The organism is Kribbella albertanoniae (assembly GCF_004348455.1).
Classification (GTDB): domain Bacteria; phylum Actinomycetota; class Actinomycetes; order Propionibacteriales; family Kribbellaceae; genus Kribbella; species Kribbella albertanoniae.
The window spans coordinates 1-24,120 of record NZ_SMKA01000043.1 but is presented as its reverse complement, the minus strand read 5'-3'; the positions used below and the strand labels follow the sequence as shown (position 1 = coordinate 24,120).

Sequence of the window (24,120 nt, the reverse complement as noted above, 5' to 3'; positions counted from 1 at the left end):
CGGTGACCGACTTCTCTGACAAGCCGACGCTGACCGGCGACCTGGTGATTCTGCGGCAGGTGACCGAAGCCGACTACGAGGCGCTCGCCGTCGCGATGGACGACCCGGACGTGAGGCGATTCACCGGGAGTCACGGTGAGATCCCCGAGGAGAAGGCGCGGGAGTGGTACCGGACGCGGCAGGACCAGACCGACCGGCTGGACCTGGCGATCGTCGACAAGGCCTCGGGTGAGGTGGTCGGTGAGTCCGTGCTCAACGACTGGGACCCGGACAACAAGTCCTGCAACTTCCGGATCCTGATCGGTCCGGCCGGCCAGGGCCGCGGGTTGGGCACCGAGGCGACCCGCCTGACCGTCGGCTACGGGATCGAGCAGGTCGGACTGCATCGGATCAGCCTCGGGGTCTATGCGTTCAACCCGCGGGCCCAGCGCGCGTACGAGAAGGCCGGGTTCGTGGTCGAGGGCGTGTTCCGGGACGCGCTGCTGTGGGACGGCGAGTGGATCGACGAGGTCATGATGTCGGTGCTGGCGACGGACTGGATACAGTCCAAGGCGTGATCGACGCCTCACGCATCGCCGTACTGACCGGAGCAGGCATCTCTACCGCCTCCGGTATCCCCGACTTCCGGGGGCCGCAGGGGTTGTGGACGAAGAACCCGGCGGCGCAGGCGATGTTCGACATCGACGAGTACGTCGCTCGCCCCGAGGTGCGCGTGGAGGCGTGGAAGTTCCGGCTGGCCGCACCGGCGTGGACGGCCGAGCCGAACGCCGGCCACCTCGCACTGGTCGAGCTGGAGCGGCAGGGCCGGCTGACCGGGCTGGTCACGCAGAACATCGACGGGCTGCACCAGAAGGCTGGGTCGACGCCGGAGCTGGTTCACGAGCTGCACGGCACGGTCTGGTTCGTCGACTGTTTGCAGTGCGAGCGGCGGATCCCGATGGCCGACGTACTCCCCCGGCTGGACGCAGGTGACGAGGACCCCGCGTGTGAGATGTGTGGCGGCATTCTGAAGTCCGCCACGGTCTCGTTCGGCCAGTCGCTCGATGTGGCCGTCCTGGACGCAGCAGTCGCCGCGACGGAGGCCGCTGAGGTGTTCATCGCGATCGGCACCTCATTACAGGTCTACCCGGCCGCAGGACTGTGCGACATCGCCCTGCGAGCGGGCAAACCACTCATCATCCTCAACGCACAGGAGACCCCATACGACGAAGAGGCGACCACCGTGCTGCGCACTCCGATCGAGACGACACTCCCGGCGCTGTTCAGCTGAGCGAACCGCCCAGGTCTGCCCAGGTGGTCCACAGCGCGCCGAACATTGGTTGCCAGGCGGTGTGGAGCTTGCCGTTGGCATCGATTGTGAAGGTTGAACCTGCTCCGGTCAGACTGTCGATCACGCGGACGTCGGAGTGGGCCACCTGCTGGTCGTTGATCCAGCCGTGGTTCCAGTCGCCGCCAGGTGTCTTCTGCCACATCGTCCAGGCTCGGTTGTCGGAGCCGCGGACCGTGAGGGTGAGTCCGCCGAGGTTGTCGAGAGTGGCGCGCGGATTGCCTTGTGCGGTGATGCCGCTGAGCCGGACCGGCGGGGTGAACTTGGCACCACGGCTGGGCTGCCAGCTCGTGTAGACGCCGTTGTCGGTGCCGCGGTAGAAGAGGCTGAACGATCCGGTGTAACTCATCACCAGGTCCGGGTCCGAGCCGATCGAGCCCGGCAGGTCGAGCCAAGGCTGCACCCAGTCGCCGCCGACGCTCGACTGCCAACTGGTCCGCGGGACGTTGTCGGCGCCACGCACCACAGCAGTCAGGACGCCGTCCAGACTGACGTCGACAGCGGGCTTTCCGACCATGGCCTTCCCGCCCAGCGAAGCCATCCGCCAGCCGTCGCCGCTCTGCCAGAGCGTCTGCAGGAGACCGTCGGTGCCACGAACGAACAGACTGATCAGGCCGTCGTCGCCGACGATCGCCGTCGGGTCGCCGCCGACCGTGGCATCCAGCACCAGCTCCCATCCGCTCCACGCAGCACCCGGTGCGGTCTGCCGGCTGGTCCGGATCCGGTTGTCCGTCCCCCGCACGAACGCGGTCAGCCCGCCGTCGCGTCGTACGACGACCTCCGGCTTTCCGGCTGCCGCTACTGGCGGTAGGTCGACGAAGGCGTCCCACCTGCTCCCCGCGGTCTGCTGCCGCGCGGTCTGGACGGCGCCGGCGCGGCTGCGCTCATAGACGGACATGGTGCCGTCGTCATGCCGCACCACATCGGTCCCCCGGCTCACACCAGCCAGGTCGAGCAGGTCGTCGAGGGTGCCCGGGACGGCGTAGCGGAACGAGGTGTTGCCGTCGGCAAGGGCGGCGTACATGACCTCCCGCTGTGCCCGGTAGCCGACCAGGTCACCGGCTGCCTTGGCCTGCAGCGCACGCACCGCGGCGATGCCGGCGCGAGCTCTCTTCTCGGTGCGATCGAGCCACGGCCCGGAGTCGTCCTTGAACGACTGATTGTCGAGCTTGTCCCGCAACTCGGCCGGCGCTGCGCCCAGACGCTCGAGGAACCCAGTGAGCGCGGCGGCGGAAGCAGTCAGATCCCCGCCGCTCCGATAGGTCGTCATGAACGCCCGGACGAGCGGAGTGAGTGGTGCCGACGGGTCAGCGAGGACTGCCGGTCCGGTGTGCACCTCGGCGTACCGGCGGAGTGAGTCAGCCGCCGGACCACCGAGCTCGGTGATCATCCGAGACCACGCCTCCTGCGGCTGGTACGCAGTGGGGTTCCAGGCGTACTCCGCCGCCGTACCGAGTGCGATCAGCGATGGCTCTGCCTCCTGCATCTCGTTGATCATGAAGGCGGTCGCGTACTGCGGCAGTCCGGCGTCCCGGCCGACCAGCGGGCCGAGGTGCTGTGACATCGGGGCGAAGTCGTTCACCGGGTAGTTGTCGAAGATCAGCAGCTTCCGGCCACCGAACGCGGCCGACGCCCGTGCTGCGTCCGTCGTGGTGATCTGCGGCGACACCACCTCCGGGCCGGTCCAGAAGATGTCCACCTCGGCCGGGATCAGAGCGCTGAAGCGAGTCCGGTACGGCGACTCGTCGTTCCCCCAGTACTCGCTGGGGACTGTGACGAGGCGGGCGCCGGGATGCGTTCTGACGAACCGGTTGTAGACGTCGTTCACCACATGCGCCTGGGCGGCGGCCAGCGGGCTGGCGTCGGAGCCGAAGGTGTCGTGGTCCAACTGGCAGCGGAAGATGCCGTTGACGTCGTCCCAGCCGACGGAGAAGATCCGCTCACCCAGGTCCCAGAGCTGCTGGTACCGGGCGATCAGCGCGTCCTTGTCGGCCGGCTTCGCGTGGCAGATCACGTCTTCCGGGCCACCGGCGTTCGCCTCCGGGTTGACCCGGTAGATGAACTCCACGTGGTTCGCCTTGGCGCGCTGGATCGCCTCTCGCATCCGGTCCAGGGGCTCACCGGTGTAGAGCTGCCGCCAGGCGGACCCGGCGGTGTGGGGGTCGCCGCTGACCGTGTACTGGAAGGCATTCAGCCGGTGGCGTCCCATGAAGTCGAGGTGGTTCAGCAGGTCGGCCTGTCGCCAGGGCTGACCGTAGAAGGACTCCATCCCACCGCGCAGTGCGAACGCGGGCTCATCAACGACCGCCACACTGGGCGCAGCGCCGGACCGGGTCAGCTGGGCCAGCGTTTGCTCGCCGTAGAAAGTGCCGGCCGAGTCACGGCCGACCAGGACCGCCAGGGGCTCGCCTTGGTAGGAGCCGATGCCGAGAACATAGCCACCGGGCTTCAGAGTGGCAGCGGATGGCAGAGACCAGGCGGACAGGGCAGCGGCGGCGCGCGTGCTCGCCGTACCGGTCTCTTTGAGGACTGTGGGGACTGAGCGCAGGTCGGCGCCGAGTCGGCGGATCGACTGCGGGGCCGGGCTCAGCGCGGGCAAGTCATCGGCCGTGGCGGCCGGAGCGGTAGTCGTCAGCGCGCCGATGGCGAGCGCGGCAACCAGTAACCAGCGGATGGTCATGAGCGGACATCCCTTCGAGGCGGTGGGGACGACCTCAGAAAATACTGGTCTAGTCCATTTGGCAACCCTTTCGATCAGGGCTGTCGTTTTGTGACGTTCGAAGCCTTCCGTGGCTCTGGAGCGCGGGCTAGCGTCCCCGAAGACCGGCACGGGAGGGGACAGCGATGCGTGGGTTCAGGCGTTGGACAGCAGGGGTAGCGGCCGCAGCGATGGTGGTCCTGGGGCTGGGGGCTCCGGCGCAGGCACAGGTATCAGCAGAGCGTTTGATCACGCTCGCCGGCTCACTGCAGAGTGAGCTGGGCTGTCCGGGCGACTGGGACCCCGCCTGTACGGCGAGCAGTCTCGGTACGGCGGCGCCGTACACGAAGGTGTTCGACGTACCGGCCGGGTCCTACGAGTACAAGGTCACCGTCAACGGCGGGTGGGACGAGAACTACGGCGCCGGTGGGGTCCTGAACGGGCCGAACATCCCGCTGCGGATCGAGGGTCCGGCGAAGCTGTCGTTCAGCTACGACGACAAGACGCATGTGGTGTCGGTGCGGCCGGTGGACGTGGCTGGGCCGACTGTGACGGCAGCCGACAGAGCGCTGGCCACACCGAGCCTGCGGCAGGACCTGACCAAGGAGCGGTTCTACTTCCTGATGGCGGACCGGTTCGCCAACGGGGACCCGAGCAACGACGCCGGTGGTCTGACCGGTGACCGGCTGCAGACCGGGCTGGACCCGACCGACAAGGGCTTCTACCACGGTGGTGACCTGACCGGCGTCATCCAGAAGCTCGACTACATCAAGGCACTCGGTACGACGTCCATCTGGCTCACGCCGTCGTTCAAGAACCGGCCGGTGCAGGGCGCCGGTGCTGATGTCAGTGCGGGCTACCACGGCTACTGGATCACCGACTTCACCCAGATCGACCCGCACCTGGGCACCAACGCGGACATGAAGCGGCTGATCGACCTGGCGCACGGCAAGGGGATGAAGGTCTTCTTCGACATCATCACCAATCACACCGCCGACGTGATCGCCTACCAGTCGGGGCAGTACGGCTACATCCCGAAGTCGACGGCGCCGTACAAGGACGCGTCCGGGAACGTCTTCGACGACAAGACCTATGCCGGTGGGGACACCTTCCCGGCCCTGGATCGCAACACCTCGTTCCCGAACGTGCCGGTCTTCAAGACGCCGGCCGACGAGACCGTGAAGGTCCCGGCCTGGCTGAACGACCCCACGCTCTACCACAACCGCGGTGACTCGACCTTCGCCGGCGAATCGGCCGAGTACGGCGACTTCGTCGGGCTGGACGACCTGTTCACCGAGCAGCCGCGGGTGCGGGACGGGATGATCGACGTCTACAAGACCTGGGCCGAGCTGGGGATCGACGGCTTCCGGATCGACACCGTCAAGCACGTCAACCTCGAGTTCTGGCAGAAGTTCTCGCCGGCCGTTCTGGATGCCGCGCGTAAGGCCGGGTCGAAGAAGTTCTTCATGTTCGGTGAGGTGTACGACGCCGATCCGAAGTTCATGTCGACCTACACGACCGCCGGCGCGCTGCAGGCGACGCTGGACTTCGGGTTCCAGCAGAACGCGGTGACGTTCGCCAAGGGCGACCCGGCGACCAAGCTGCGGGACTTCTACGCAGGTGACGACTACTACACCGATGCGGACTCGAACGCGTACCAGCTGCCCACGTTCCTCGGGAACCACGACATGGGCCGGGTGGGCACGTTCCTCAAGCAGGGCGGTGCCAACGGGCCGGAGCTGCTCGCCCGCGACAAGCTGGCGCATTCACTCATGTACCTGACGCGCGGCCAGCCGGTCGTGTACTACGGCGACGAGCAGGGCTTCACCGGTCCGGGTGGTGACAAGGACGCGCGGCAGGACATGTTCGCGACCAAGACCACGGACTACGCCGACGACGAGGTGGTCGACGGGTCCGGTACGACGACGATCGGCAGCAAGGACCGGTACGACGTCAACGCGCCCATGTACAAGCACATCGCAGCGCTGGCCAAGCTCCGGTCGCAGTACCCAGCGCTGGCCGACGGGCGGCAGGTACACCGGTACTCGTCGAACTCCGGTGGGCTCTACGCGTTCAGCCGGGTCGGTGCGGACAACCGCGAGTACCTGGTGGTCGCCAACAACTCGACCACGGCGAAGTCCGCGACCATGCCGACGTACGGGCCGAACACGTGGCTCAAGCCGGTCTATGGCGGCTCGCGGCCGGTCCGGACGGACCGAGAGGGTCGGGTGCTGCTCAGCCAGCCGCCTCTGTCGGTCACTGTGTACGAAGCTGTCAGCAAGGTGCCTGCGCCTTCCAAAGCACCTGCGGTCTACCTGTCAGCGCCTGAGCCAGGTGGCGTGGTCGGTGGGCGTGCTGAGATCAGTGCGGCCGTTCCGGCGAACACACCGGTCACGGTGACCTTCGGCTACCGCCCAGTGGGTACGTCGGCCTGGCAGCGGCTCGGCTCCGACGACAACGCGCCGTACCGGGTGTTCCAGGATGTCAGCGGAGTGCCGAAGGGGACGCTGCTCGAGTACCGGTCTGTACTGCGGGACTCGGCGGGGCGCTACTCGGTGTCGGGCTCGTACGGCGTGGTCGGCGACGCACCGAAGCCGGGTGGCGGCGGCGAGACCGGACCGGTCGTTCAGCCGGCCAACGTGAGCGTGCCTGGTGATCACAACAGCGAGATGGGCTGCCCGGCGGACTGGTCGCCGGACTGCGACCAGGCGCAGCTGGTGCTCGACCCGAAGGACAAGGTGTGGAAGGGCACGTACACGATCCCGGCCGGTGAGCACGCGTACAAGGCGGCGCTGAACAAGAACTGGGATGTGAACTACGGGGCCGGGGGCAACCAGAACGGCGCCAACATCTCCTACACGGCACCGGCCGGGCCGATGACGTTCTACTACGAGCAGGGACGGCACTTCGCCACCTCCACTGCGGAGGGGCCGATCATCACGGTGCCTGGTTCGTTCCAGTCCGAGCTGGGGTGTCCGGCGGACTGGGATCCGTCCTGCATGCGACCCTGGCTGACGGACGCCGACGGCGACGGTACCTACACCTGGTCGACGAGTGAGATCGGAGCGGGCAGCTATGAGGCCAAGGTCGCACACAACCTGTCGTGGGACGAGAGCTACCCGGCACAGAACGTACCGATCACTGTGCCCGGTGACGGGCTCGTCGTCACGTTCTCGTACGTGCTCGCGACCCACGCGCTCACTGTGACGACCGCCAAGCCCGGTGCGCAGCCGGACCTGAGTCAGGCCAAGGCCTACTGGCTGTCCCGCGACACCCTCGCCGTACCGGCGGTTGCACATCCGGAGCGGTCGCGCTGGCGGCTGCACTGGTCGGCAACGGGCGGACTGAAGGTCGACGCGGACGACATCGGCGGCACGTCGGTGGGGCTGCGCTACGACCCGCGTGAGGTCCGGCCGGGCTACACGACACTGCGGCTCGACCAGGCCGACGTACGGAAGATTTTGACCGGACAGCTCGGACTGGCCCAGTACGACGATGCCGGCCGGCTGCTGGATGCGACCGGCGTACAGATCCCTGGTGTGCTCGACGATGTGTACGGTTCGGCCACCCAGCGGAGCTATGGGGTGAGCTGGAGCGGCGGCACTCCTACCTTCACTCTGTGGGCACCCACCGCGCAGAACGTCGCTCTGCTGGTCGGTGCGCAGCGGCTGCCGATGCAGCGCCACGAGGACGGCTCCTGGTCAGTCAAGGGCGTCAGGTCGTTCAAGAACGCGTCGTACCGGTATGAGGTGCAGGTGTATGCGCCGAGCACCGGCAAGGTGGAGACGAACGTCGTCACCGATCCGTACTCGGCCGCACTGACCACGGACTCGGCGTACTCGGTCGCAGTGGACCTGGACGACCCAGCGGGCAAGCCGGCGCTGTGGTCGAACACTGCAGCGCCCAAGCTGGCTCAGTCCGTCGACTCGACCATCTATGAGCTCCATGTGCGCGACTTCTCGATCGGCGACCCGACAGTGCCGGCTGCGCACCGCGGGACCTACTTGGCCTTCGCGGACAATGGCAACGGCACTAAGCATCTCAGGAAGCTTGCGGATGCTGGGCTGAACACCGTCCACTTGCTACCGACGTTCGACATCGCGTCGATCCCGGAGACCGGTCAGCAGACACCCGCCTGCGATCTCAAGTCGTTCCCGGCGGACTCCGAGCAGCAGCAGGCGTGCGTGAGTGCGGTCGCTGCGAAGGACGGCTTCAACTGGGGCTACGACCCCTTCCACTGGCTGGCGCCGGAGGGCTCTTACGCGACACAGAAGGACGGTCTCGCGAGAGTCGCCGAGTTCCGCACCATGGTCGGCGGACTGCACCGCTCCGGGCTACGCGTCGTACTGGACCAGGTCTTCAACCACACACCTGCAGCTGGGCAGGCGCCGACGTCCGTGCTGGACAAGGTCGTGCCCGGGTACTACCAGCGGCTGAACGCGACCGGGAAGGTCGAGACCTCGACCTGCTGCAGCAACATCGCCACCGAGCACGCCATGGCCGAGAAGATCATGGTGGACGGCACTGTGAGCTGGGCGCGCAACTACCGCGTCGACGGGTTCCGCTTCGACCTGATGGGGCACCACACCAAGGCGAACATGCTCAAGGTGCGGGCCGCACTCGACAAGCTGACCCTGACCAAGGACGGTGTCGACGGCAAGGGCGTCTACCTGTACGGCGAGGGCTGGAACTTCGGTGAGGTCGCCAACGACGCCCTGTTCGTGCAGGCGCGCCAGGGCAATCTCGGTGGCACCGGAATCGGTACCTTCTCCGACCGGCTGCGTGACGCGGTCCGGGGCGGCGGTCCGTTCGACGACAACCCGCGGGTGCAGGGCTTCGGCTCCGGAGCGGCCAGTGACCCGAACGGCGACCCGATCAACGGCTCAGCGGCGGACCGGGCCAAGCGTCTTGCGCACGACACCGATCTGATCCAGCTGGGGCTGGCCGGCAACCTGCGGTCGTTCAGCTTCCACTCTGCCGAGACGGGTGCGACGGTGCGCGGCGATGCGGTCGACTACAACGGCTCCCCCGCCGGGTACGCCGACCAGCCGGATGAGGTGGTCACGTACGTCGACGCACACGACAACGAGACGCTCTGGGACACGCTGACCTACAAGCTGCCAACGGACCTGCCGATGGCGGACCGGGTCCGGATGAACACACTGTCGCTGGCGACGACCGCACTCGCGCAGACGCCGTCGTTCTGGCACGCCGGAGCAGACCTGTTGCGCAGCAAGTCGCTGGACCGGAACTCGTACGACTCCGGTGACTGGTTCAACACCCTGGACTGGACGGGGGCCGACAACGGCTTCGGGCACGGTCTACCGCCGAAGACGGACAATGAGGAGAAGTGGCCGTACATCAAGCCGCTGCTCGGCAATCCGGCGTTGAAGCCCAGCGCTACCGACGTACAGACTGCTTCCGCGGCTGCTGCTGACCTGCTGAAGCTGCGCTTCTCCACACCGCTGTTCCGGCTCGGTTCGGCAGACCTGATCAAGGCCAAGCTGAGCTATCCGCTGAGTGGCTCGACGCCTGGTGTTGTCACGATGCGCATCGACGACACTGTCGGTCCGAACGTCGACCCGGCGCTCAAAGGCGTGCTGGTCGTCTTCAACAGCACCGGGTCGACAGTGACGCAGACGGTGCCCGGACTGGCCGGGCAGTCGGCGGCGTTGTCGCCGGTGCAGGCGAACGGCTCGGATCCGGTGGTGAAGCAGACGACCTGGACCGCCGCATCCGGCACGATCCAGGTGCCGGCGCGGACGGTCGCCGTACTGGAGGTTAGGTAGTCGGAATTCGAACCAGCACCGACGCGGGATCGACCTCGGCGATGAGAACACGGCCGGGGTCGATCGTGTCGCCGTCCAGTTCCCGGCGGGCCGGCGCGCGGGTCTCGATCGTGATCCGGCGGCCGGTGAACCGCTCGAGATGGCGTTCCCGCCAACGCTTCACGACCAGACCGAGGACGAGCCGCGGCCAGTGGCTGACCCGGCGCGGAGCCAGTACGACGACGTCGATGATGCCGTCATCCGCGCGGGCATCGGGTAGCAGCGGAATGTTCGCCTGGAGTGTGCCGACGTTGCCGATCACCACCGTGCGCGCCCGGCGCCGGATCGGCGGCCGGTCGTCGATCGTGAGCTCAACCCGGATGACCGGATGATTGAGGTGCTTGAGGGTCGACAGCACGTACGCCGCCCAGCCGACGCGCTTCTTCAGTTCGTCCGGTGCATCGTCGATGATCGCGGCGTCCAGCCCGACCCCGGCCATCACCAGGAACCGGTCGTCCGGTAGGTCGCCGGAGATCCGGACGCTGTCGATGCGCTGTTCGGTGCCGTCCAGTACTTCGTCGAGCGCCGTCTGCAGGTCGAGCGAGATGCCGAGGTTGCGGGCGAGCAGATTGCCGGTACCGGCGGGCAGGACGGCCACCGGAATGTCGCTCGCGGCGAGCTCGGCGCAAACCACTCGGACGGTGCCGTCACCGCCGGCCACCAGCACCAGATCGACGGCGGCCGCGATCGCCTGCTGGGCCATCGCCGCGCCGGCGTCGTCGGCAGTGGTCTCGAACCAGGAGATCTTCTCGACGCCCCGCGCCTCGAGGGCATCGGTGACGGTCCGGCGGAACGTTGCGAGGTCGACCTGCTTGATCGGATTGACGATCACGGCCGTGTGCGAAGAACTCAAATGCTTTTTGTCCGTCCGGGAAGATAGCGTGCCTGGGGTGAGCAGCCTTCCACGCAGTACCCCAGACGACCAGGGTCTATCCGCCGCCGCGATCGACGCGTTCGTCGCCGCGCTGGATACGTCCGAGCAGGAATTCCAGACCGTGATGCTGCTGCGGCACGGGCACGTCGTGCTGGAGGCGGAGTGGACGCCGTACCGGCGGTCCGACCTGCATCTGCTCTACTCGGTCTCGAAGAGCTTCACCTCGACGGCGATCGGGCTGGCCGTCGACGCCGGGCTGTTGTCGATCGACGACAAGATGGTCTCGTTCTTCGGGCCTGAGGACCTGCCGGAGACGATCAGCGACAACCTGGCCGCGATGTCCGTGCGGCATCTGCTGACGATGAGCACGGGACATTCCGAGGACACGGTCCAGCGGATGAGCCGGGGCGAGCGGATGACGCAGGCGTTCCTCGGTCTTGAGGTGGAGAACGAGCCGGGTGCTCCGTTCGTCTACAACAGCGGCGCGACGTACATGCTGTCGGCCATTCTGCAACGGCTCACCGGGGAGACCCTGCTGGAGTTTCTGCAGTCCCGGCTGTTCGCGCCGCTGGGGATCACGGAGGCGACCTGGGGATCGTCGAAGGAGGGCATCAGCTTCGGCGGCTGGGGGCTGAGTCTGAGCACCGAGTCGATGGCGAAGTTCGGGCAGCTCGTGCTTCAGCGTGGGGTCTGGGAGGGCGAGCAGCTCGTTCCCGCCGAGTGGTTCGAGGCGGCCACCTCCAAGCAGGTATCCAACGAGAGTGAGACCAACCCCGACTGGCGGCAGGGGTACGGCTTCCAGTTCTGGCGCGGCCGGAACAACACCTATCGCGCGGACGGAGCCTTCGGTCAGTTCATCGTCGCCATCCCCGATCACGACGCGGTGCTGATCGTGACCAGTGCTACCTCCACCATGCAGGCGGAGCTGGATCTCGTCTGGGATCACCTGCTGCCTGCTCTCGAGGGCAAGGAGGTGCCGCTCGTGCCGCGGCCTGAGGTACTGGAGATTCCGGCTCCGACCGGCCCGGCGCCGCAGGGTGGCGACGGGCAGACCTACACCTTCGGGGAGAATCCGGGACTCTTGCAGTCGGTCCGCTGGGACGCGGACGGGAGTGCCTACCTCACCTTCTTCGAGTACGGGCAGGCGACGGCCGAGGGCAAGGGTTACGTCTTCGCGGCGGGCGATTGGCGCGAGCATCCGGGACCGGCGTCCAACGACCGGGTGGTCACCCACGCCTACGGTGACGGCGATGCGCTGGTGGCGACGGCCCGCTGGCTCTCCGGACCGCATGCCGCCGAGTTCCGCTGTCGGATCGCCGACGGGCGGATGACTGTCGACGGCCGGCTGAACGTGTCGTTCGAGCCGACGGAGTTCACTGTCACGTCCGAGTGAGGGCCACGGGCAACGGGTGCTGACCTGATCGGGCACCGCGGCCGCGCCGAACATGCACGATCAGGTCGATCCCCGCCGGGGGTGGGCTTCGGCTGTCTAGCGTTACCGGCAGCCAAAGTCATCACCACCTGAGGGGACCTCCATGCGCTCCACCCTGTCGTTGCTCGCGGCAACGGGCCTGCTCGCGACCGGCCTCGCCGCCGCCGTACCCGCCCAGGCCGCTGCACCCGTCGCCGCGAAGGCGGTGGCGTTGCCGACCTGCTACCCGGCGGTGCCGGCGCGGCTCGTCATGAACAACCGTCAGACCCACTACACGATCGGCTACGGGAAGGGCTGCCCGGCGACCCTGTACAACGCCGACTGGCACGGCCGCCAGAAGGGCGACCCGGACAACATCCTGATCGAGTTCGTCAACGGGAGCAAGCAGTCCAAGTTCACGCTGTACTCGGAGGTCTCGCCGGTCGGCGTCGTGACCTTCACCGGTGACGAGGACGGTGAGGACAGCGAGGGCAACGCGGTCGCGACCCTGGCATCGTTCAACCGGATGAACAAGTACGTCTCGGCCGTCGACCTGACAGTCAGCAAATCGCGCGGCACCTACACGCTGAACACCGCGGCCGGCAACTACCGTCCGGCGATCAACAAGTTCGTCCCGTGGGGCGGCAAGGAGATCGTCCTGCAGTACAAGCAGGCCGGCACCTCCACCTGGAAGCAGCTCACCAAGGTGAAGGCCAACTCGAACGGCAAGGCCAGCTACAAGTGGGCCTCGGCCGCCACCTTCAGCTTCCGCGCCTACATCGCCGGCAACAGCGTCGTCTGGGACGACTACTCCCCCGTCCGCTGATCTAGGCTCGTCGGTATGACGACCGCCGAGGAACAGCGTCTGCTCGCCCGGATCGACGAGGACCTGCTGCTCAGGGTCTGTACGGCGTTGGTCCGGGCGACCGGCCAGAACCCGCCCGGCGAGGAGGCCGCGACCGTCGCCGTGCTCGACGCGGTCGGCCGCGAGCTCGGGCTGACCGTGACGACCACGACGGTCGAGCCCGGGCGGGACAACATCAGCCTGACCGTCGGCAACGGCACCGGCCCGGGACTGCTTCTGCTCGGCCACACTGACGTCGTACCGGTCGGTGCCGGTTGGACCACTGATCCGTACGGCGCCGAGATCCGCGACGGCCGGATCTACGGACGGGGCGCCACCGACATGAAGGGCGGGCTGGCTGCCGCGGTGGCCGCACTCGCCGCGTTGCGCGAGGTCGAGCTGAGCGGCCCGGTCGAGCTGGCGGCCTTGATCGACGAAGAGGAGACGGGCAAGGGGATCCGGGCCTTCGTCCAGGACTCACCCCGGGCGTACGTCGGCTGTATCACCGCCGAACCTACCGATCTGCAGACGATCATCGCGGCGCGGGGTGACTCCTATCTGCGGGTCGCCGTGCACGGGCGCGCGGTCCACGCCAGCAACGCGGAGGCCGGTGCCAACGCGATCTACGGCGCGACCGCGATCATCGCCGAGATCGAGCGCCTCCATGCCGAGCTGGCCACGAATCAGCACCCGCTGCTCGGACCGGCGACCTGGAGCGTCGGCCAGATCAACGGCGGGACCGGTGGTTCGATCGTGCCGGCCGAGTGCGTCGTGATCGCCGACCGCCGGCTGCTGCCGGGTGAGTCGCCCGCGGCCGTTCTCGAGAATCTGCGCGACCGTGTCGCCGCCCTGCACCTGGAGGACCGCGGACTGACGATCGACCTCGACATGCCGATGGAGATGCCGCCCTTCGAGACGCCGGCCGACGCCGAGCTGGTGGGAATCACCGAGGCTGCTCGCCGCGACGCGGGTGGTCCGGACGTTCCGCTGGCCGGGTGGGCCGCAGCCTGCGACGGCGGGTACGTCGATCGCGACCTCGGCATCCCTGTCGTCGTCCTCGGCCCGGGTTCCGTGGCGCATCAGGCGCACCGGGCCGACGAGTCCGTCCCGATCGCCGAGCTCGCGATCGCCGCCCGGGCCTACCTATTGGCCGCTGTCCGGCTGCTGGGCTGATCCGGACACCGCGGGTGAGGCTGCTCACACTGCCAGTAATTCATCACGTATTGAATTCCTGGTCCCGCTGCCGTTAACCTCCTGGTAAGGCTCGGGAAGGGGCGGACATGACCGACTGGGTGATCGAACTGGGGCAGATTGACGCCGGCGCCTTGGAATCGGCCGGCGGCAAGGCGGTCAATCTCGGGATTCTGCTCAGGGCAGGGTTCCCGGTGCCGGGCGGCTTCTGCGTGACGACACCGGCGTACCGGCAGGTCGCTCGGGCCGACGGTGACGCCGCATCGAGGCGGGAGACGATCCTCGCGACCGAGGTGCCCGCCGATATCGAGCTGGCCATCCGCGCGGCCTACGCGGAGCTGGGGACCGACATTCCGGTGGCCGTGCGCTCGTCGGCGACCGCCGAGGACCTGGGCTTCGCGAGTTTCGCCGGGCAGCAGGACACCTACCTCGATGTGGTCGGGGCCGACGCCGTACTGGACGCCGTACGGCGTTGCTGGGCGTCGCTGTGGACCGATCGGGCCTGGAGTTATCGCGAGACCAACGAGGTCGACCAGGACACGGTCGCCCTCGCCGTCGTCGTGCAGCGGATGGTCGACGCCAAGGCCGCCGGGGTGTTGTTCACGGCGAACCCGCTCACCGGTCGGCGCAACGAGGCCGTCATCGACGCCGCGCCCGGGCTCGGGGAGGCGGTCGTGTCCGGGTCGGTGAACCCGGACCACTTCGTCGTCGACACCGCCACCGGCGCGATCCACGAGCGGACACTCGTCCACGACTGCCTGACCGACGAGCAGGTGCGCGCCCTCGCAACGCTCGGCGGGCAGGTGCAGGAGCACTACGGCACGCCGCAGGACACCGAGTGGGCATTAGATGCCGAGGGCAAGCTTTGGCTGACACAGGCGCGCCCGATCACCACGCTCTACCCGATTCCGCCGCAGCGGATGGACGGATCGACCCCGCGGATCTACCTGTGCGCCAGCCTCACCCAGGGGCTGGTCCGGCCGATCACGCCGATGGGGCTGGCCGGGTTCCGGTTGATCGCGACGTCGGTCGCCGAGCTCGTCGGTGCCCGGGTCGACGAGCCGCTCGACGGACCGACGGCGTACACGGAAGCCGGGCAACGCTTCTTCGTCGACCTCACCCCGGCCGTGCGCAGTACGGTCGGCCGCGCGCTCGTACCGCGGGTGTTCGGCGTGATGGAGGCCCGGTCGGCCGCAGTACTGCGCCATGTCTTCGACGATCCGCGGTTCGCCGTACTGACGTCGTCGCGGCGGGAGGCCGGCGGCCGGCTCGCACGAGTGGTGCTTCGGAGGGGTGTACCACTCCGCGTGCTGGCCGCCGTCCTGACCCCGCGTCTCGCCCACTTGCAGGTACGCCGGACCTCCCGGCGACTGGATTCGTTGCTGGCAGCCGCTTCGCGCTCCGCGACCGGGCGGCTGGACTTCGTCGAGCGGATGCTCCGGACCGAAGTCATCCCGTTGATGCCGCGACTGCTGCCCGCGCCCGCCGCGGGGTTCCTGATGCTGGGCCTGGCCCAGAAGGTGCTCGGCATGGCGGTCCAGCCGGGTGAGCTGCAGACCGTCCTGCGCGGGTTGCCGCACAACGTGACGACCGAGATGGACCTCGAACTGTGGTCGCTGGCGCAGCGGATCCGTGTCGACGAGGCGTCGGCCGAGGCCTTCGAGGAGCCGGCCGAGGTCGTTGCCGAGCGCTACCGATCCGGCGGGCTGCCGAAGATCGCGCAGGACGGACTGGCTGATTTCCTCGGCGTCTACGGTCATCGAGCCGTGGCGGAGATCGACCTCGGCCTGCCGCGCTGGTCGGAGAACCCGGCGCACCTGATCGGCGTACTGGCCAACTACCTGCGGCTCACCGATCCGGCACTGGCCCCCGATCTCCAGTTCAAGGCCGGTTCGGCGGCAGCCGCGGCGAAGATCGCCGAGCTCGCGTTGCGGGTCAGCCCGCTGCGCGGCCGGATCGTCCGGTTCGCCCTCGGCCGGACCCGCGAACTCGCCGGTCTGCGCGAGGCCCCGAAGTACCTGCTGGTCCGCATCCTTGCCGCGGCCCGCCGCGAGCTCCGCCAGGTCGGCGCCGAGCTGGTCGAGGCCGGCCGCCTCGACTCCCCCACCGATGTCTTCTTCCTCGACCTGCGCGAACTCCGGTCGCCGGGCGACCTGCGCGCGATCGTCACCGAGCGCCGGGCGGCTTACAACCAGGAGCTGCGCCGCCGCCGGGTGCCGCGCCTGATCCAGTCCGACGGCGTGGAGCCCGAGACGCTGGCGATCCCCGCGGCCGTCGACGGTGCACTGCTCGGCAGCCCGGCCTCGGCCGGCACGGTGACCGCGAAGGCCCGGGTCATCCTCGATCCGGTCGGCGCGCACCTAGAGCCCGGCGAGATCCTCGTCGCGCCCTCGACCGATCCCGGCTGGACCCCGTTGTTCCTGACCGCCGGTGGGCTGGTGATGGAGATGGGCGGTTCCAATTCACACGGCGCGGTGGTCGCCCGGGAGTACGGGATCCCGGCGGTGGTCGGCGTACCGGATGCCACCGACCGCCTGGCGACCGGCGACCTGGTCACCGTCGACGGCGCCGCGGGAACAGTGCTGAAGGTCGAGAGCTAGAACTCCCCAGCATCAGCTTCTGGGCAGGCGGCGGTTGAGTGAGAAGAGCCGGCCGAGGACCGGCATCAGGACGATGTTCAGGCCGTGCAGCACTCCGATGATCAGCAGGATGCCGCCCAGCCGGGCCGACTCGAAGGCCACCTGGTCTGGCAGTACGTTCAGTCCCCAGGACTCGCGCGGCTCGAAGTTCGCCGTGAAGAGGATGTACGCGGTGAAGATCAGGTAGTAGACGGTGTCGGTCAGCACGATGTAGCTCTTCCCTGTCTGCGGGTTGTCGTGGAATACATCCGCGGCATATGCCCGGCCGAACCGTTTGATGAACGGACCGAGCCAGAGCGCCAGCCCGATCAGGGCGGCCGTCATGAACAGTTCGAGAATCCACCACTCCATCAGCACGTGTCCGTTCTTTCGCGGGAAGGCCAGGACAATTGCCGTCAGCACCGAAGCGACGGCAGCCACGACCAGGACGCCGTACCGGACCTGCCGACGCCTGGCCCGATCGTGCGCGATGCTGCCGAGCACCCGGTCGAACAGGTCGGGTGAGGTGCTCGGTTCCTGCGTCGGCCCGAGTGCCTCGCGGAGTCTGCGCTCGACCGGCGTCGGCTCGGCGGGCGACTGGTCAGTGGTCATCCGGTTCCTCCAAATGCAGCTTGAGCGAGTGCAGACCGCGGCGCAGATGGGTCTTCACCGAGTTCGGGGAGACGCCGATGGTCTCGGCGATCTCTCCGATCGGCAGCTCGAGGTAATACCGCAGTACGACGCAGTCGCGTTGCCTGCGCGGCAGATCGCGGAGCGCCTCGATCACTTCGCGGCGGCTCTCGTCCTCGGCCGCATGGTCCTCGGCGGAGCGGTCGTCCACCTCGGCCGGCGGCCGGTGCCGCAGCGAGACGAGCCCGCGCCGGTTGTGGTCGCGTGCCAGGTTGATCACGATCGACCGCAGGTACGCCGCCGCCCGGTCCTGGTCGTTGATCCGGTGCTGGTTGCGGGCCAGCCGCAGGAACGCCTCCTGAACCAGGTCCTCGGCCGCCGTCCGGTCGTCGACGAACCACCGGGCAAGCTGAGTCAGCCGCGCGCCCTCGGCCCGGAACAGCGTGACGACCAAGGCGTCGGGCCACGCTCCGACGCCGGGCAGTCTTGCGGTTTCATCCATAGCCCCCATCACTTTGACGGACGAGTGAGTCGATGAACCGGGTGACAGCGCGCGGAGCTTATTTTCCGTGTCACCCGGACCGGCCCGCGGTCCGTCTGTAGAAGTGATCCCTGCTCCAGCATGGACCCGATAGGGGGAGTCATGACAGTACCGAGGTATCTCGCAGCGGCAGCAGTGGTTCTTTTGACCACGGCCGTCGTCAGTACGGCGCCTGCCCAGGCCACCGATGCGGCTGAGGTGGTGCGAGCTCGAGGCAGTCTCCACGATCTGCAGCTCAGCACGACCGGGCCGTTCGACGACGCCCGCGCCAGGTTCCTGATGGTGCAGCGCCAAGGCAGCAGCGTTGTGATTCTCAAGGTGCGAGGGATCGACCAGTCGGTGGCCGGCCGGACCTTCGGCGCCCACCTGCACACTGGGCCGTGCGTCACCGGCAACGGCGCCGCGGCCGGTCCGCACTACAACGCCGACACCGTCGCGGGACACGTCCCACCGAGAGTCGACGCAAGCACCGAGGTGTGGCTCGACTTCGAGGTGACGCCCGCCGGAAAGGGGTTCGCGATCGCCCGCGTCCCGTTCACACCCCTGCCGGGCAACCGCTCCGTCGTGATCCACGAGATGCCGACCGACCACCACGGCGCCGCTGGTCCACGCCAGGCCTGTCTCCCCGTGTCCTGGTGACCATTCCCACGAGCCGGTACGACGTTGAGCACGGGCCAACCATGTGCGCGGCCGGCAGGTGGTCGATCCGTGCTCAAGGTGCGCCGGCCGGACGACCTTGAGCACCGTTCGACCGCTTCGGCGGACGGCACGTAGTTGATGGATGCTCAAGGTGACTCCTGCCTGCCCGGTCTCGGATCTCGGCGACCGTTCGCTGCGGGTTCCCCTAACGTCCGAAAGACCGGAGGCCGGTCCTCCGATCGTTCGGACGTTAGCTGGGAGCCGCGGATAACGTCCGAACATCCGGAGGCGGGTTCTCCGGTTTTTCGGACGTTGTGGTGGCGGGGAACGGGATGCCGCAGAGGTGAACCTTTGGCTGGCTGGCCTTGGCGTTAGTCGCGCAGTACGAATCCTTCTTTGACCAGCCAGTCCATGGCGACGTCGGCGGGCTCGCGGCCGTCGACGTCGACCTGGGCGTTCAGGTCGATCAGCACCTCGTCGGTGAGCTTGTCGGACACGGGCTCGAACAGCTTCGGCAGTTGCGGGTACTGGTCGAGCACCTTCTTGCTCACCACCGGCGCCACGTTGTACGCCGGGAAGTACTTCTTGTCGTCCTCCAGGACCACGAGATCCAGCGACTTGATCCGGCCGTCGGTGGTGAAGATCTCGCCGAACACGCAGTCGCCGTTCTGCGTCGCGACGTACACGGCGCCGGTGTCGAGGGTGCGGATGTCGTTGCGCCGGACGCCGGTGCCGAGCGGGATGCCGTAGTGCTTGAGCATCGGCTCGAAGCCGTCGTTGCGGTTCGCGAACTCGGACTCGACGCAGAACGTGCGCTCCTTCGCCGGGAGCGATTCAATCTGCGAGAGCTTGCTGATCTTCAGCCGGTCGGCGGTCTTCCGGGTAACCGCGAATCCGTAGCTGTTGTTCATCGGCGCCGGCTTCAGCCAGATCAGTCCGTGCTTCTCCCGGTCCTCCTTGGCGACCGCGTCGTACTGCTGCTGCTTGTCCGGGATACCGCTGTCGTGGCCGAGATAGGAGATCCACGCGGTCCCGGTGTACTCCCACGCGAACTGGATCTGGTCCTGCAGCATCGCCTGCCGGGAGGTGTCGCTGCCCGGCATGTTGGTCAGGTCCTTGACCTCCGCGCCCGCCGACTGCAGCAGGATCGCGGCGATCTTGCCGAGGATCAGTTGCTCCTGGAAGCTCTTGGAACCAATCCCGATGGACAGCCCGTCGAGGCCTTGCACGGACTTCAACGGACCGTTCAGCGAGCCGGTCGGCACGAAACCACCGCTGGTCCCGAGACCACAGCCCGCGAGGACGAGCGCCATACCGATGGCCAGAAGCCTTCTCATCCCAAACCCCCTCATCCCAGGCCCCTCGGACGGGTGATCTCTTCGAGGACGCGGCCGGCCCAGTCGATCAGCAGCGCTAGCGCGGCGACCAGGATCGCGCCGCTGATCAGCACCGGGTATCTGAGCAGCCGGATGCCGGTGGTGATGAGGCTGCCGAGTCCACCGGCGTCGATGAACGTGGCGAGCGTCGCGGTCCCGACGACCAGGACGAGCGCGGTCCGGATACCGGCCATGATCACCGGTACGGCGAGCGGCAGCTCGATGCGGCCGAGGACCGACCGGTTCGACATGCCCATCCCCCGGCCGGCCTCGACCAGGGTCCGATCCACACCTTGCAGACCGACGATCGTGTTCCGCAGTACCGGCAGGATCGCGTACAGGCAGAGCGCGAGGATCGCGGTCCAGAAGCCGAAGCCGAGCCAGATCGCGAGCAGCACGATCAGCCCGATCACCGGCGCGGCCTGACCGGCGTTCGCCACCGCGACCACGATCGGCGCGGCTCGTCGCAACCGCGGGCGGGTCAGCGCGATCCCCAGCGGTACGGCGACCGCCAGCACGATGACCGTGGCCACCACCGTCAGCTTCAGGTGCTCGACGGTCAGCCGCCCGAGCAACCCCCAGTCCAGCTGCCGCTGCTCGATCGAGTCCAGCTCGGCCTGCGACCGCCAGATCGCCCAAGCGGCCAGCACGACCACCACGGACAACGGCTGCCCGATCATCAACCCCAGACTCGGCCGGCGGTGCTGGCTGCTCGCCAAACTCGCCGCGGCCGCCTTAGCATCGGCGATCCCCGCGGGCGGTTTGGTGTCGAGAACGCTCATGCGACGACTTCGGGGGTCGGGTTGTGTTCGTCGTGGGTTTCCTGGATCCGGGTCAGCACTGCCTGGAAGTCGACGACGCCGAGGTACTCGTCCCGGCGGCCGGTCACCACTGCGCTGCCGTGACTCGAGACGAGCATCAGGTCGAGTGCGTCGTTCAGCGTCGCCCGCCGGTCGATGGTGACCAGGTCGGTGTCGTCGCGCGGTGCGGGAATCCGGTCCAGGTCCAGCAGGTCGCGGGTCCACAGCCAGTTCACCGGCCGCCGCTTGGCGTCCAGGACCACGATGCAGTCGTCATCGGCCGCCTGCGCGGCCCGCAGTACGTCGGCCGCCTTGGCACCGATCTCACCGACGGTCCGGCGACCCAGCTCGATCTCGCTGACCCGGCTCAGGGTGAGCTGCTTCAGGGCGGCGCCGGCCCCGACGAAGTCCGCGACGAAACGGTCGGCCGGATTGGCCAGGATCGCCTCCGGTACGTCGTACTGGGCGATCTTGGCGCCCTCGGTCAGGATCAGGATCCGGTCACCGAGTTTGACCGCCTCGTCGAAGTCGTGGGTGACGCAGACGATCGTCTTGCGCAACTCCTCCTGGATGCTGAGCAGCTCGTCCTGCAGCCGCTGCCGGGTGATCGGGTCGACCGCTCCGAACGGCTCGTCCATCAGGATCACCGGCGGATCGGCGGCCAGGCCGCGCGCGACGCCGACCCGCTGCTGCTGCCCGCCGGACAGCTCGCGCGGGTAGCGGTTGCGGTACCTGGCCGGGTCGAGGCCGACCAGCTCGAGCAGTTCGTCGACGCGTTCCGCCGTACGGCGTCGATCCCAGCCGAGCAGCCCCGGGACCAGCGCGATGTTCTGGGTGACCGTCATGTGCGGGAACAGGCTGCCGCCCTGGATCACGTACCCGATCCGGCGGCGCAGGTCGTCGTCGTGCTGCCGGCCGACCTCCTCACCGCCGATCCGGATCGTGCCGGAGGTCGGCTCGATCAGGCGGTTGATCATCTTCAGCGAGGTCGTCTTGCCGCAGCCCGACGGGCCGACGAACATGACGATCTCCCCGGCCGGGATGTGCAGGCTGAGGCTCTCGACCGCCGCGCGCTTCTGGCCCGGGTACCGCTTCACGACATCGATCAGCTCGATATCGACGCCGGTGGTTTCAGTAGTGCTTTCAGGCACGGATACCCCTTGAGGTGGTCAGGCGGCCGGCGAGCAGCAGCAATGCGTCCAGGACAAGAGCGAGCAGCACCACTCCGAGGGTGCCGACCAAGGCCGAGTTGAGCGCGTTCGCGCCACCGATCTGGGTGAGCCCGGTGAAGATGAAGCTGCCGAGCCCAGGCCCGAGCACGTACGCCGCGATGGCGGCGATGCCCATCGACATCTGCGCGGAGACCCGGACCCCGGCCAGGATGACCGGCCAGGCCAGCGGCAGCTCGATCCGCAGCAGTGTCCGGATCGCACCCATGCCCATTCCGCGGGCCGATTCGATCAGGGAGTTGTCCACACCGGCCAGACCGACGACCGCGTTCCGCAGGATCGGCAGGGTCGCGTAGAAGGTCACCGCGATCACGGAGGTCGCCGTACCGATGCCGGCGATCGGGATCAGCAGGCCGAGCAGCGCGAACGACGGGATGGTCAGACCGATCGCGCTGACCCCTCCGGCGAGCGCGACGACCCGTGGGTTGCGGTGCACGAAGACCGCCAGCGCCACGGCGAGCACGGTCGCCAGCAGCACACACTGGATCACCAGACTCAGATGCTGGTAGCTCTGATAGAGCAGCTGGGCGTGCCGCTCGGTGATGTAGTCCCACATATGTGGCTCCGTACCCATCAAGTGTTCGCTTCACACGGTGGGACATCAGGCCGCGTGCGGAAACTTCCGAGCAGGCCGAAGCCCCCGTTCACCGGGGGGTGAACGGGGGCTTCAGAGGTAGATCAGTTGAACGAGTCCCCGCAGGCGCAGGAACCGGTCGCGTTCGGGTTGTCGATCGTGAAGCCCTGCTTCTCGATCGTGTCCACGAAGTCGATCGACGCACCCTTGAGGTACGGCGCGCTCATCCGGTCCGTGACGACGCTCACACCGTCGAAGTCGGCGACCACGTCACCGTCGAGGTTGCGCTCGTCGAAGAACAGCTGGTACCGGAGCCCGGAGCAGCCACCCGGCTGTACGGCGACCCGGAGCGCGAGGTCGTCGCGGCCTTCCTGGTCGAGCAGCGCCTTCACCTTGGCTGCGGCCCCGTCGGTGAGGAGCACACCACTGGCGACGGTCTGCTCGGTCTGCGCTTCAGTCATTCCTGACTCCAGTCATCTCGCAAAAATCCTGTCAACACCGGTCAACCTCACCCGGTCCGCGAACATTCCCATGGTCGCACACCTAATTTGAGGATCAAGAATCTTGCTCATCGTGCCCACGTCTTGGCCACCCGCTCGGCCACCGTGGCCAGCGACCCGTGCGGGTCCGCGAAGGCCTGTTCCTCGCCCACCGCGTCGACCAGCGAGTACGCCGATTCCACGCCCATCGTGCGCATTTCCCGGGCTCCGATCAGCACCTTGCCGGCCAGCACCACACACGGCCGCATGGCGTCGTTCGCGACCTTGGCCACGCCGGCGATCACCTTCCCGTCCCGGGACTGGAAATCGAACGCGCCCTCACCGCTCAGCACCAGGTCGACCATGGCCGCCTTCTCCTTCAGCCCGGTCAGCTCCGCGACCAGGTCGATTCCGGAAACCCGCTCAGCGCCCAGCAGCAACAGTGCGTAACCGAGTCCACCGGCCGCACCTGCGCCCTTCTGGTCGGCGGTCTTCCGCCCGGCCAGCTCCGCGAACTTGGTCAGGTACCCGTCCACCGCAGGCTTGCGCTCGTCGGTGATGCCCTTCTGGGTCCCGAAGATGTTGGTCGCGCCACGCAGCCCGAGCATCGGGTTCTCCACGTCACTCGCCGCGATGAACTCAACCCCGGCCACCCTGCTTAACGCGGGCTCCAGGTCCACCGCGGTCAGCTCGGCCAGCCCGGCTGCCCCAGCCGCGAGGTCGCCGTCCACGGCCGTCGCGCCGAGCGCGGCCAGCAGCCCCGCACCCGCGTCGTTCGTCCCCGAACCACCGAGCCCCAGGATGACCCGCTTCGCCCCAGCATCGACAGCCGCGGCAATGAGCTGCCCCACCCCGTACGTCGTACCGTCCTCAGGCCGCCGATCCGCCGGCTCCACCAGGTGCAGCCCACATGCCTGCGCCGTCTCGATGTACGCCGTCTCCCCCGCAACCAGCACGGTCGCCGGAGTCTCCGCGCCAAGCGGCCCACGCACCGTCACCGCCAGCAGCGTCCCGTCCACCACCGCGGACAACACGTCGATGAACCCCGGCCCACCATCAGC

Annotated in this window: 18 protein-coding genes; 8 read left to right on the top strand and 10 right to left on the bottom strand. The window is 68.0% G+C overall.

What is annotated here, in order from left to right:
• The first annotated feature begins 2 nt into the window (after positions 1-2).
• Complete coding sequence (locus E1261_RS12950) at positions 3-557, top strand: GNAT family N-acetyltransferase (protein WP_132406209.1); 555 nt, start codon at positions 3-5, stop codon at positions 555-557.
• A complete protein-coding gene (locus E1261_RS12945) occupies positions 554-1,270 on the top strand; it encodes an SIR2 family NAD-dependent protein deacylase (protein ID WP_202874655.1) in 717 nt (238 codons plus the stop codon). Before E1261_RS12950 ends, E1261_RS12945 begins: the two co-directional genes overlap by 4 nt.
• Here E1261_RS12945 and E1261_RS12940 read toward each other — a convergent pair.
• Positions 1,263-4,007, bottom strand: a complete 2,745-nt coding sequence (locus E1261_RS12940; protein WP_132406207.1) for a beta-N-acetylglucosaminidase domain-containing protein — start codon at positions 4,005-4,007, stop codon at positions 1,263-1,265. The two genes, E1261_RS12945 and E1261_RS12940, sit on opposite strands and share 8 nt — an antisense overlap.
• A 164-nt stretch (positions 4,008-4,171) precedes the next feature.
• On the opposite strand from E1261_RS12940, the gene pulA reads away from it, so the two are divergent.
• Entirely contained in the window at positions 4,172-9,814 is a 5,643-nt protein-coding gene (gene pulA / locus E1261_RS12935; protein ID WP_132406205.1) for a pullulanase-type alpha-1,6-glucosidase, read from the top strand.
• Here pulA and E1261_RS12930 read toward each other — a convergent pair.
• The gene (locus E1261_RS12930; protein WP_132406203.1) at positions 9,807-10,706 is read right to left on the bottom strand and encodes a diacylglycerol/lipid kinase family protein; all 900 of its coding nucleotides are present in this window, start codon (positions 10,704-10,706) and stop codon (positions 9,807-9,809) included. The genes pulA and E1261_RS12930 overlap by 8 nt on opposite strands.
• 37 nt (positions 10,707-10,743) lie before the next feature.
• Between E1261_RS12930 and E1261_RS12925 the strand changes: the two genes are divergently transcribed.
• The 4 genes from E1261_RS12925 to E1261_RS12910 all read left to right on the top strand — a co-directional run bounded on the left by E1261_RS12925 (position 10,744) and on the right by E1261_RS12910 (position 16,773).
• Positions 10,744-12,120 (top strand): serine hydrolase domain-containing protein, encoded by a 1,377-nt coding sequence (locus E1261_RS12925; RefSeq protein ID WP_238176175.1) that lies wholly within the window; start codon positions 10,744-10,746, stop codon positions 12,118-12,120.
• A gap of 142 nt (positions 12,121-12,262) precedes the next feature.
• Positions 12,263-12,964, top strand: coding sequence for a hypothetical protein (locus tag E1261_RS12920; protein WP_132406199.1), 702 nt, complete (start codon positions 12,263-12,265; stop codon positions 12,962-12,964).
• 15 nt (positions 12,965-12,979) lie between these two features.
• Positions 12,980-14,155, top strand: coding sequence for a M20 family metallopeptidase (locus E1261_RS12915; protein WP_132406197.1), 1,176 nt, complete (start codon positions 12,980-12,982; stop codon positions 14,153-14,155).
• A gap of 107 nt (positions 14,156-14,262) precedes the next feature.
• On the top strand, positions 14,263-16,773 hold the full coding sequence (locus tag E1261_RS12910; protein WP_132406195.1) for a PEP/pyruvate-binding domain-containing protein: 2,511 nt from the start codon (positions 14,263-14,265) through the stop codon (positions 16,771-16,773).
• 12 nt (positions 16,774-16,785) lie between these two features.
• On the opposite strand, the gene E1261_RS12905 is transcribed toward E1261_RS12910, so the two are convergent.
• Both E1261_RS12905 and E1261_RS12900 read right to left on the bottom strand, forming a co-directional pair.
• Complete coding sequence (locus E1261_RS12905; protein ID WP_132406193.1) at positions 16,786-17,403, bottom strand: hypothetical protein; 618 nt, start codon at positions 17,401-17,403, stop codon at positions 16,786-16,788.
• Positions 17,393-17,923 (bottom strand): RNA polymerase sigma factor, encoded by a 531-nt coding sequence (locus E1261_RS12900; RefSeq protein WP_132406191.1) that lies wholly within the window; start codon positions 17,921-17,923, stop codon positions 17,393-17,395. Before E1261_RS12900 ends, E1261_RS12905 begins: the two co-directional genes overlap by 11 nt.
• Positions 17,924-18,064: 141 nt before the next feature.
• Here E1261_RS12900 and E1261_RS12895 point away from each other — a divergent pair, with 141 nt between their 5' ends.
• Positions 18,065-18,601 (top strand): superoxide dismutase family protein, encoded by a 537-nt coding sequence (locus E1261_RS12895; RefSeq protein ID WP_165952481.1) that lies wholly within the window; start codon positions 18,065-18,067, stop codon positions 18,599-18,601.
• A gap of 371 nt (positions 18,602-18,972) precedes the next feature.
• Here the strand turns inward: E1261_RS12895 and E1261_RS12890 are convergent, their stop codons facing one another.
• The 6 genes from E1261_RS12890 to E1261_RS12865 all read right to left on the bottom strand — a co-directional run.
• Entirely contained in the window at positions 18,973-19,938 is a 966-nt protein-coding gene (locus tag E1261_RS12890) for a glycine betaine ABC transporter substrate-binding protein (protein ID WP_132406188.1), read from the bottom strand.
• An 11-nt stretch (positions 19,939-19,949) separates the two neighbouring features.
• Positions 19,950-20,759: an ABC transporter permease gene (locus tag E1261_RS12885; RefSeq protein ID WP_165952480.1), complete on the bottom strand. Its 810-nt coding sequence runs from the start codon at positions 20,757-20,759 to the stop codon at positions 19,950-19,952.
• Positions 20,756-21,928: an ABC transporter ATP-binding protein gene (locus E1261_RS12880; RefSeq protein WP_132406186.1), complete on the bottom strand. Its 1,173-nt coding sequence runs from the start codon at positions 21,926-21,928 to the stop codon at positions 20,756-20,758. Before E1261_RS12880 ends, E1261_RS12885 begins: the two co-directional genes overlap by 4 nt.
• Positions 21,921-22,562: an ABC transporter permease gene (locus E1261_RS12875; protein ID WP_132406184.1), complete on the bottom strand. Its 642-nt coding sequence runs from the start codon at positions 22,560-22,562 to the stop codon at positions 21,921-21,923. The genes E1261_RS12880 and E1261_RS12875 overlap by 8 nt, the downstream gene beginning before the upstream one ends.
• Before the next feature lie 122 nt (positions 22,563-22,684).
• Positions 22,685-23,041: a HesB/IscA family protein gene (locus tag E1261_RS12870; protein WP_132406182.1), complete on the bottom strand. Its 357-nt coding sequence runs from the start codon at positions 23,039-23,041 to the stop codon at positions 22,685-22,687.
• 107 nt (positions 23,042-23,148) lie between these two features.
• Positions 23,149-24,120: glycerate kinase family protein (locus E1261_RS12865; protein WP_132406180.1), on the bottom strand; the 972-nt coding region annotated here is incomplete at its 5' end.

Bases quoted from the DNA above. Each gene is read 5' to 3' on its own strand.
- E1261_RS12940 (WP_132406207.1), bottom strand. From the start codon at position 4,007: ATGACCATCCGCTGGTTACTGGTTGCCGCGCTCGCCATCGGCGCGCTG.
- E1261_RS12885 (WP_165952480.1), bottom strand. From the start codon at position 20,759: ATGAGCGTTCTCGACACCAAACCGCCCGCGGGGATCGCCGATGCTAAG.
- E1261_RS12920 (WP_132406199.1), top strand. From the start codon at position 12,263: ATGCGCTCCACCCTGTCGTTGCTCGCGGCAACGGGCCTGCTCGCGACC.
- pulA (WP_132406205.1), top strand. From the start codon at position 4,172: ATGCGTGGGTTCAGGCGTTGGACAGCAGGGGTAGCGGCCGCAGCGATG.
- E1261_RS12895 (WP_165952481.1), top strand. From the start codon at position 18,065: ATGACAGTACCGAGGTATCTCGCAGCGGCAGCAGTGGTTCTTTTGACC.
- E1261_RS12910 (WP_132406195.1), top strand. From the start codon at position 14,263: ATGACCGACTGGGTGATCGAACTGGGGCAGATTGACGCCGGCGCCTTG.
- E1261_RS12870 (WP_132406182.1), bottom strand. From the start codon at position 23,041: ATGACTGAAGCGCAGACCGAGCAGACCGTCGCCAGTGGTGTGCTCCTC.
- E1261_RS12905 (WP_132406193.1), bottom strand. From the start codon at position 17,403: ATGACCACTGACCAGTCGCCCGCCGAGCCGACGCCGGTCGAGCGCAGA.
- E1261_RS12900 (WP_132406191.1), bottom strand. From the start codon at position 17,923: ATGGATGAAACCGCAAGACTGCCCGGCGTCGGAGCGTGGCCCGACGCC.
- E1261_RS12875 (WP_132406184.1), bottom strand. From the start codon at position 22,562: ATGTGGGACTACATCACCGAGCGGCACGCCCAGCTGCTCTATCAGAGC.
- E1261_RS12915 (WP_132406197.1), top strand. From the start codon at position 12,980: ATGACGACCGCCGAGGAACAGCGTCTGCTCGCCCGGATCGACGAGGAC.
- E1261_RS12890 (WP_132406188.1), bottom strand. From the start codon at position 19,938: ATGAGAAGGCTTCTGGCCATCGGTATGGCGCTCGTCCTCGCGGGCTGT.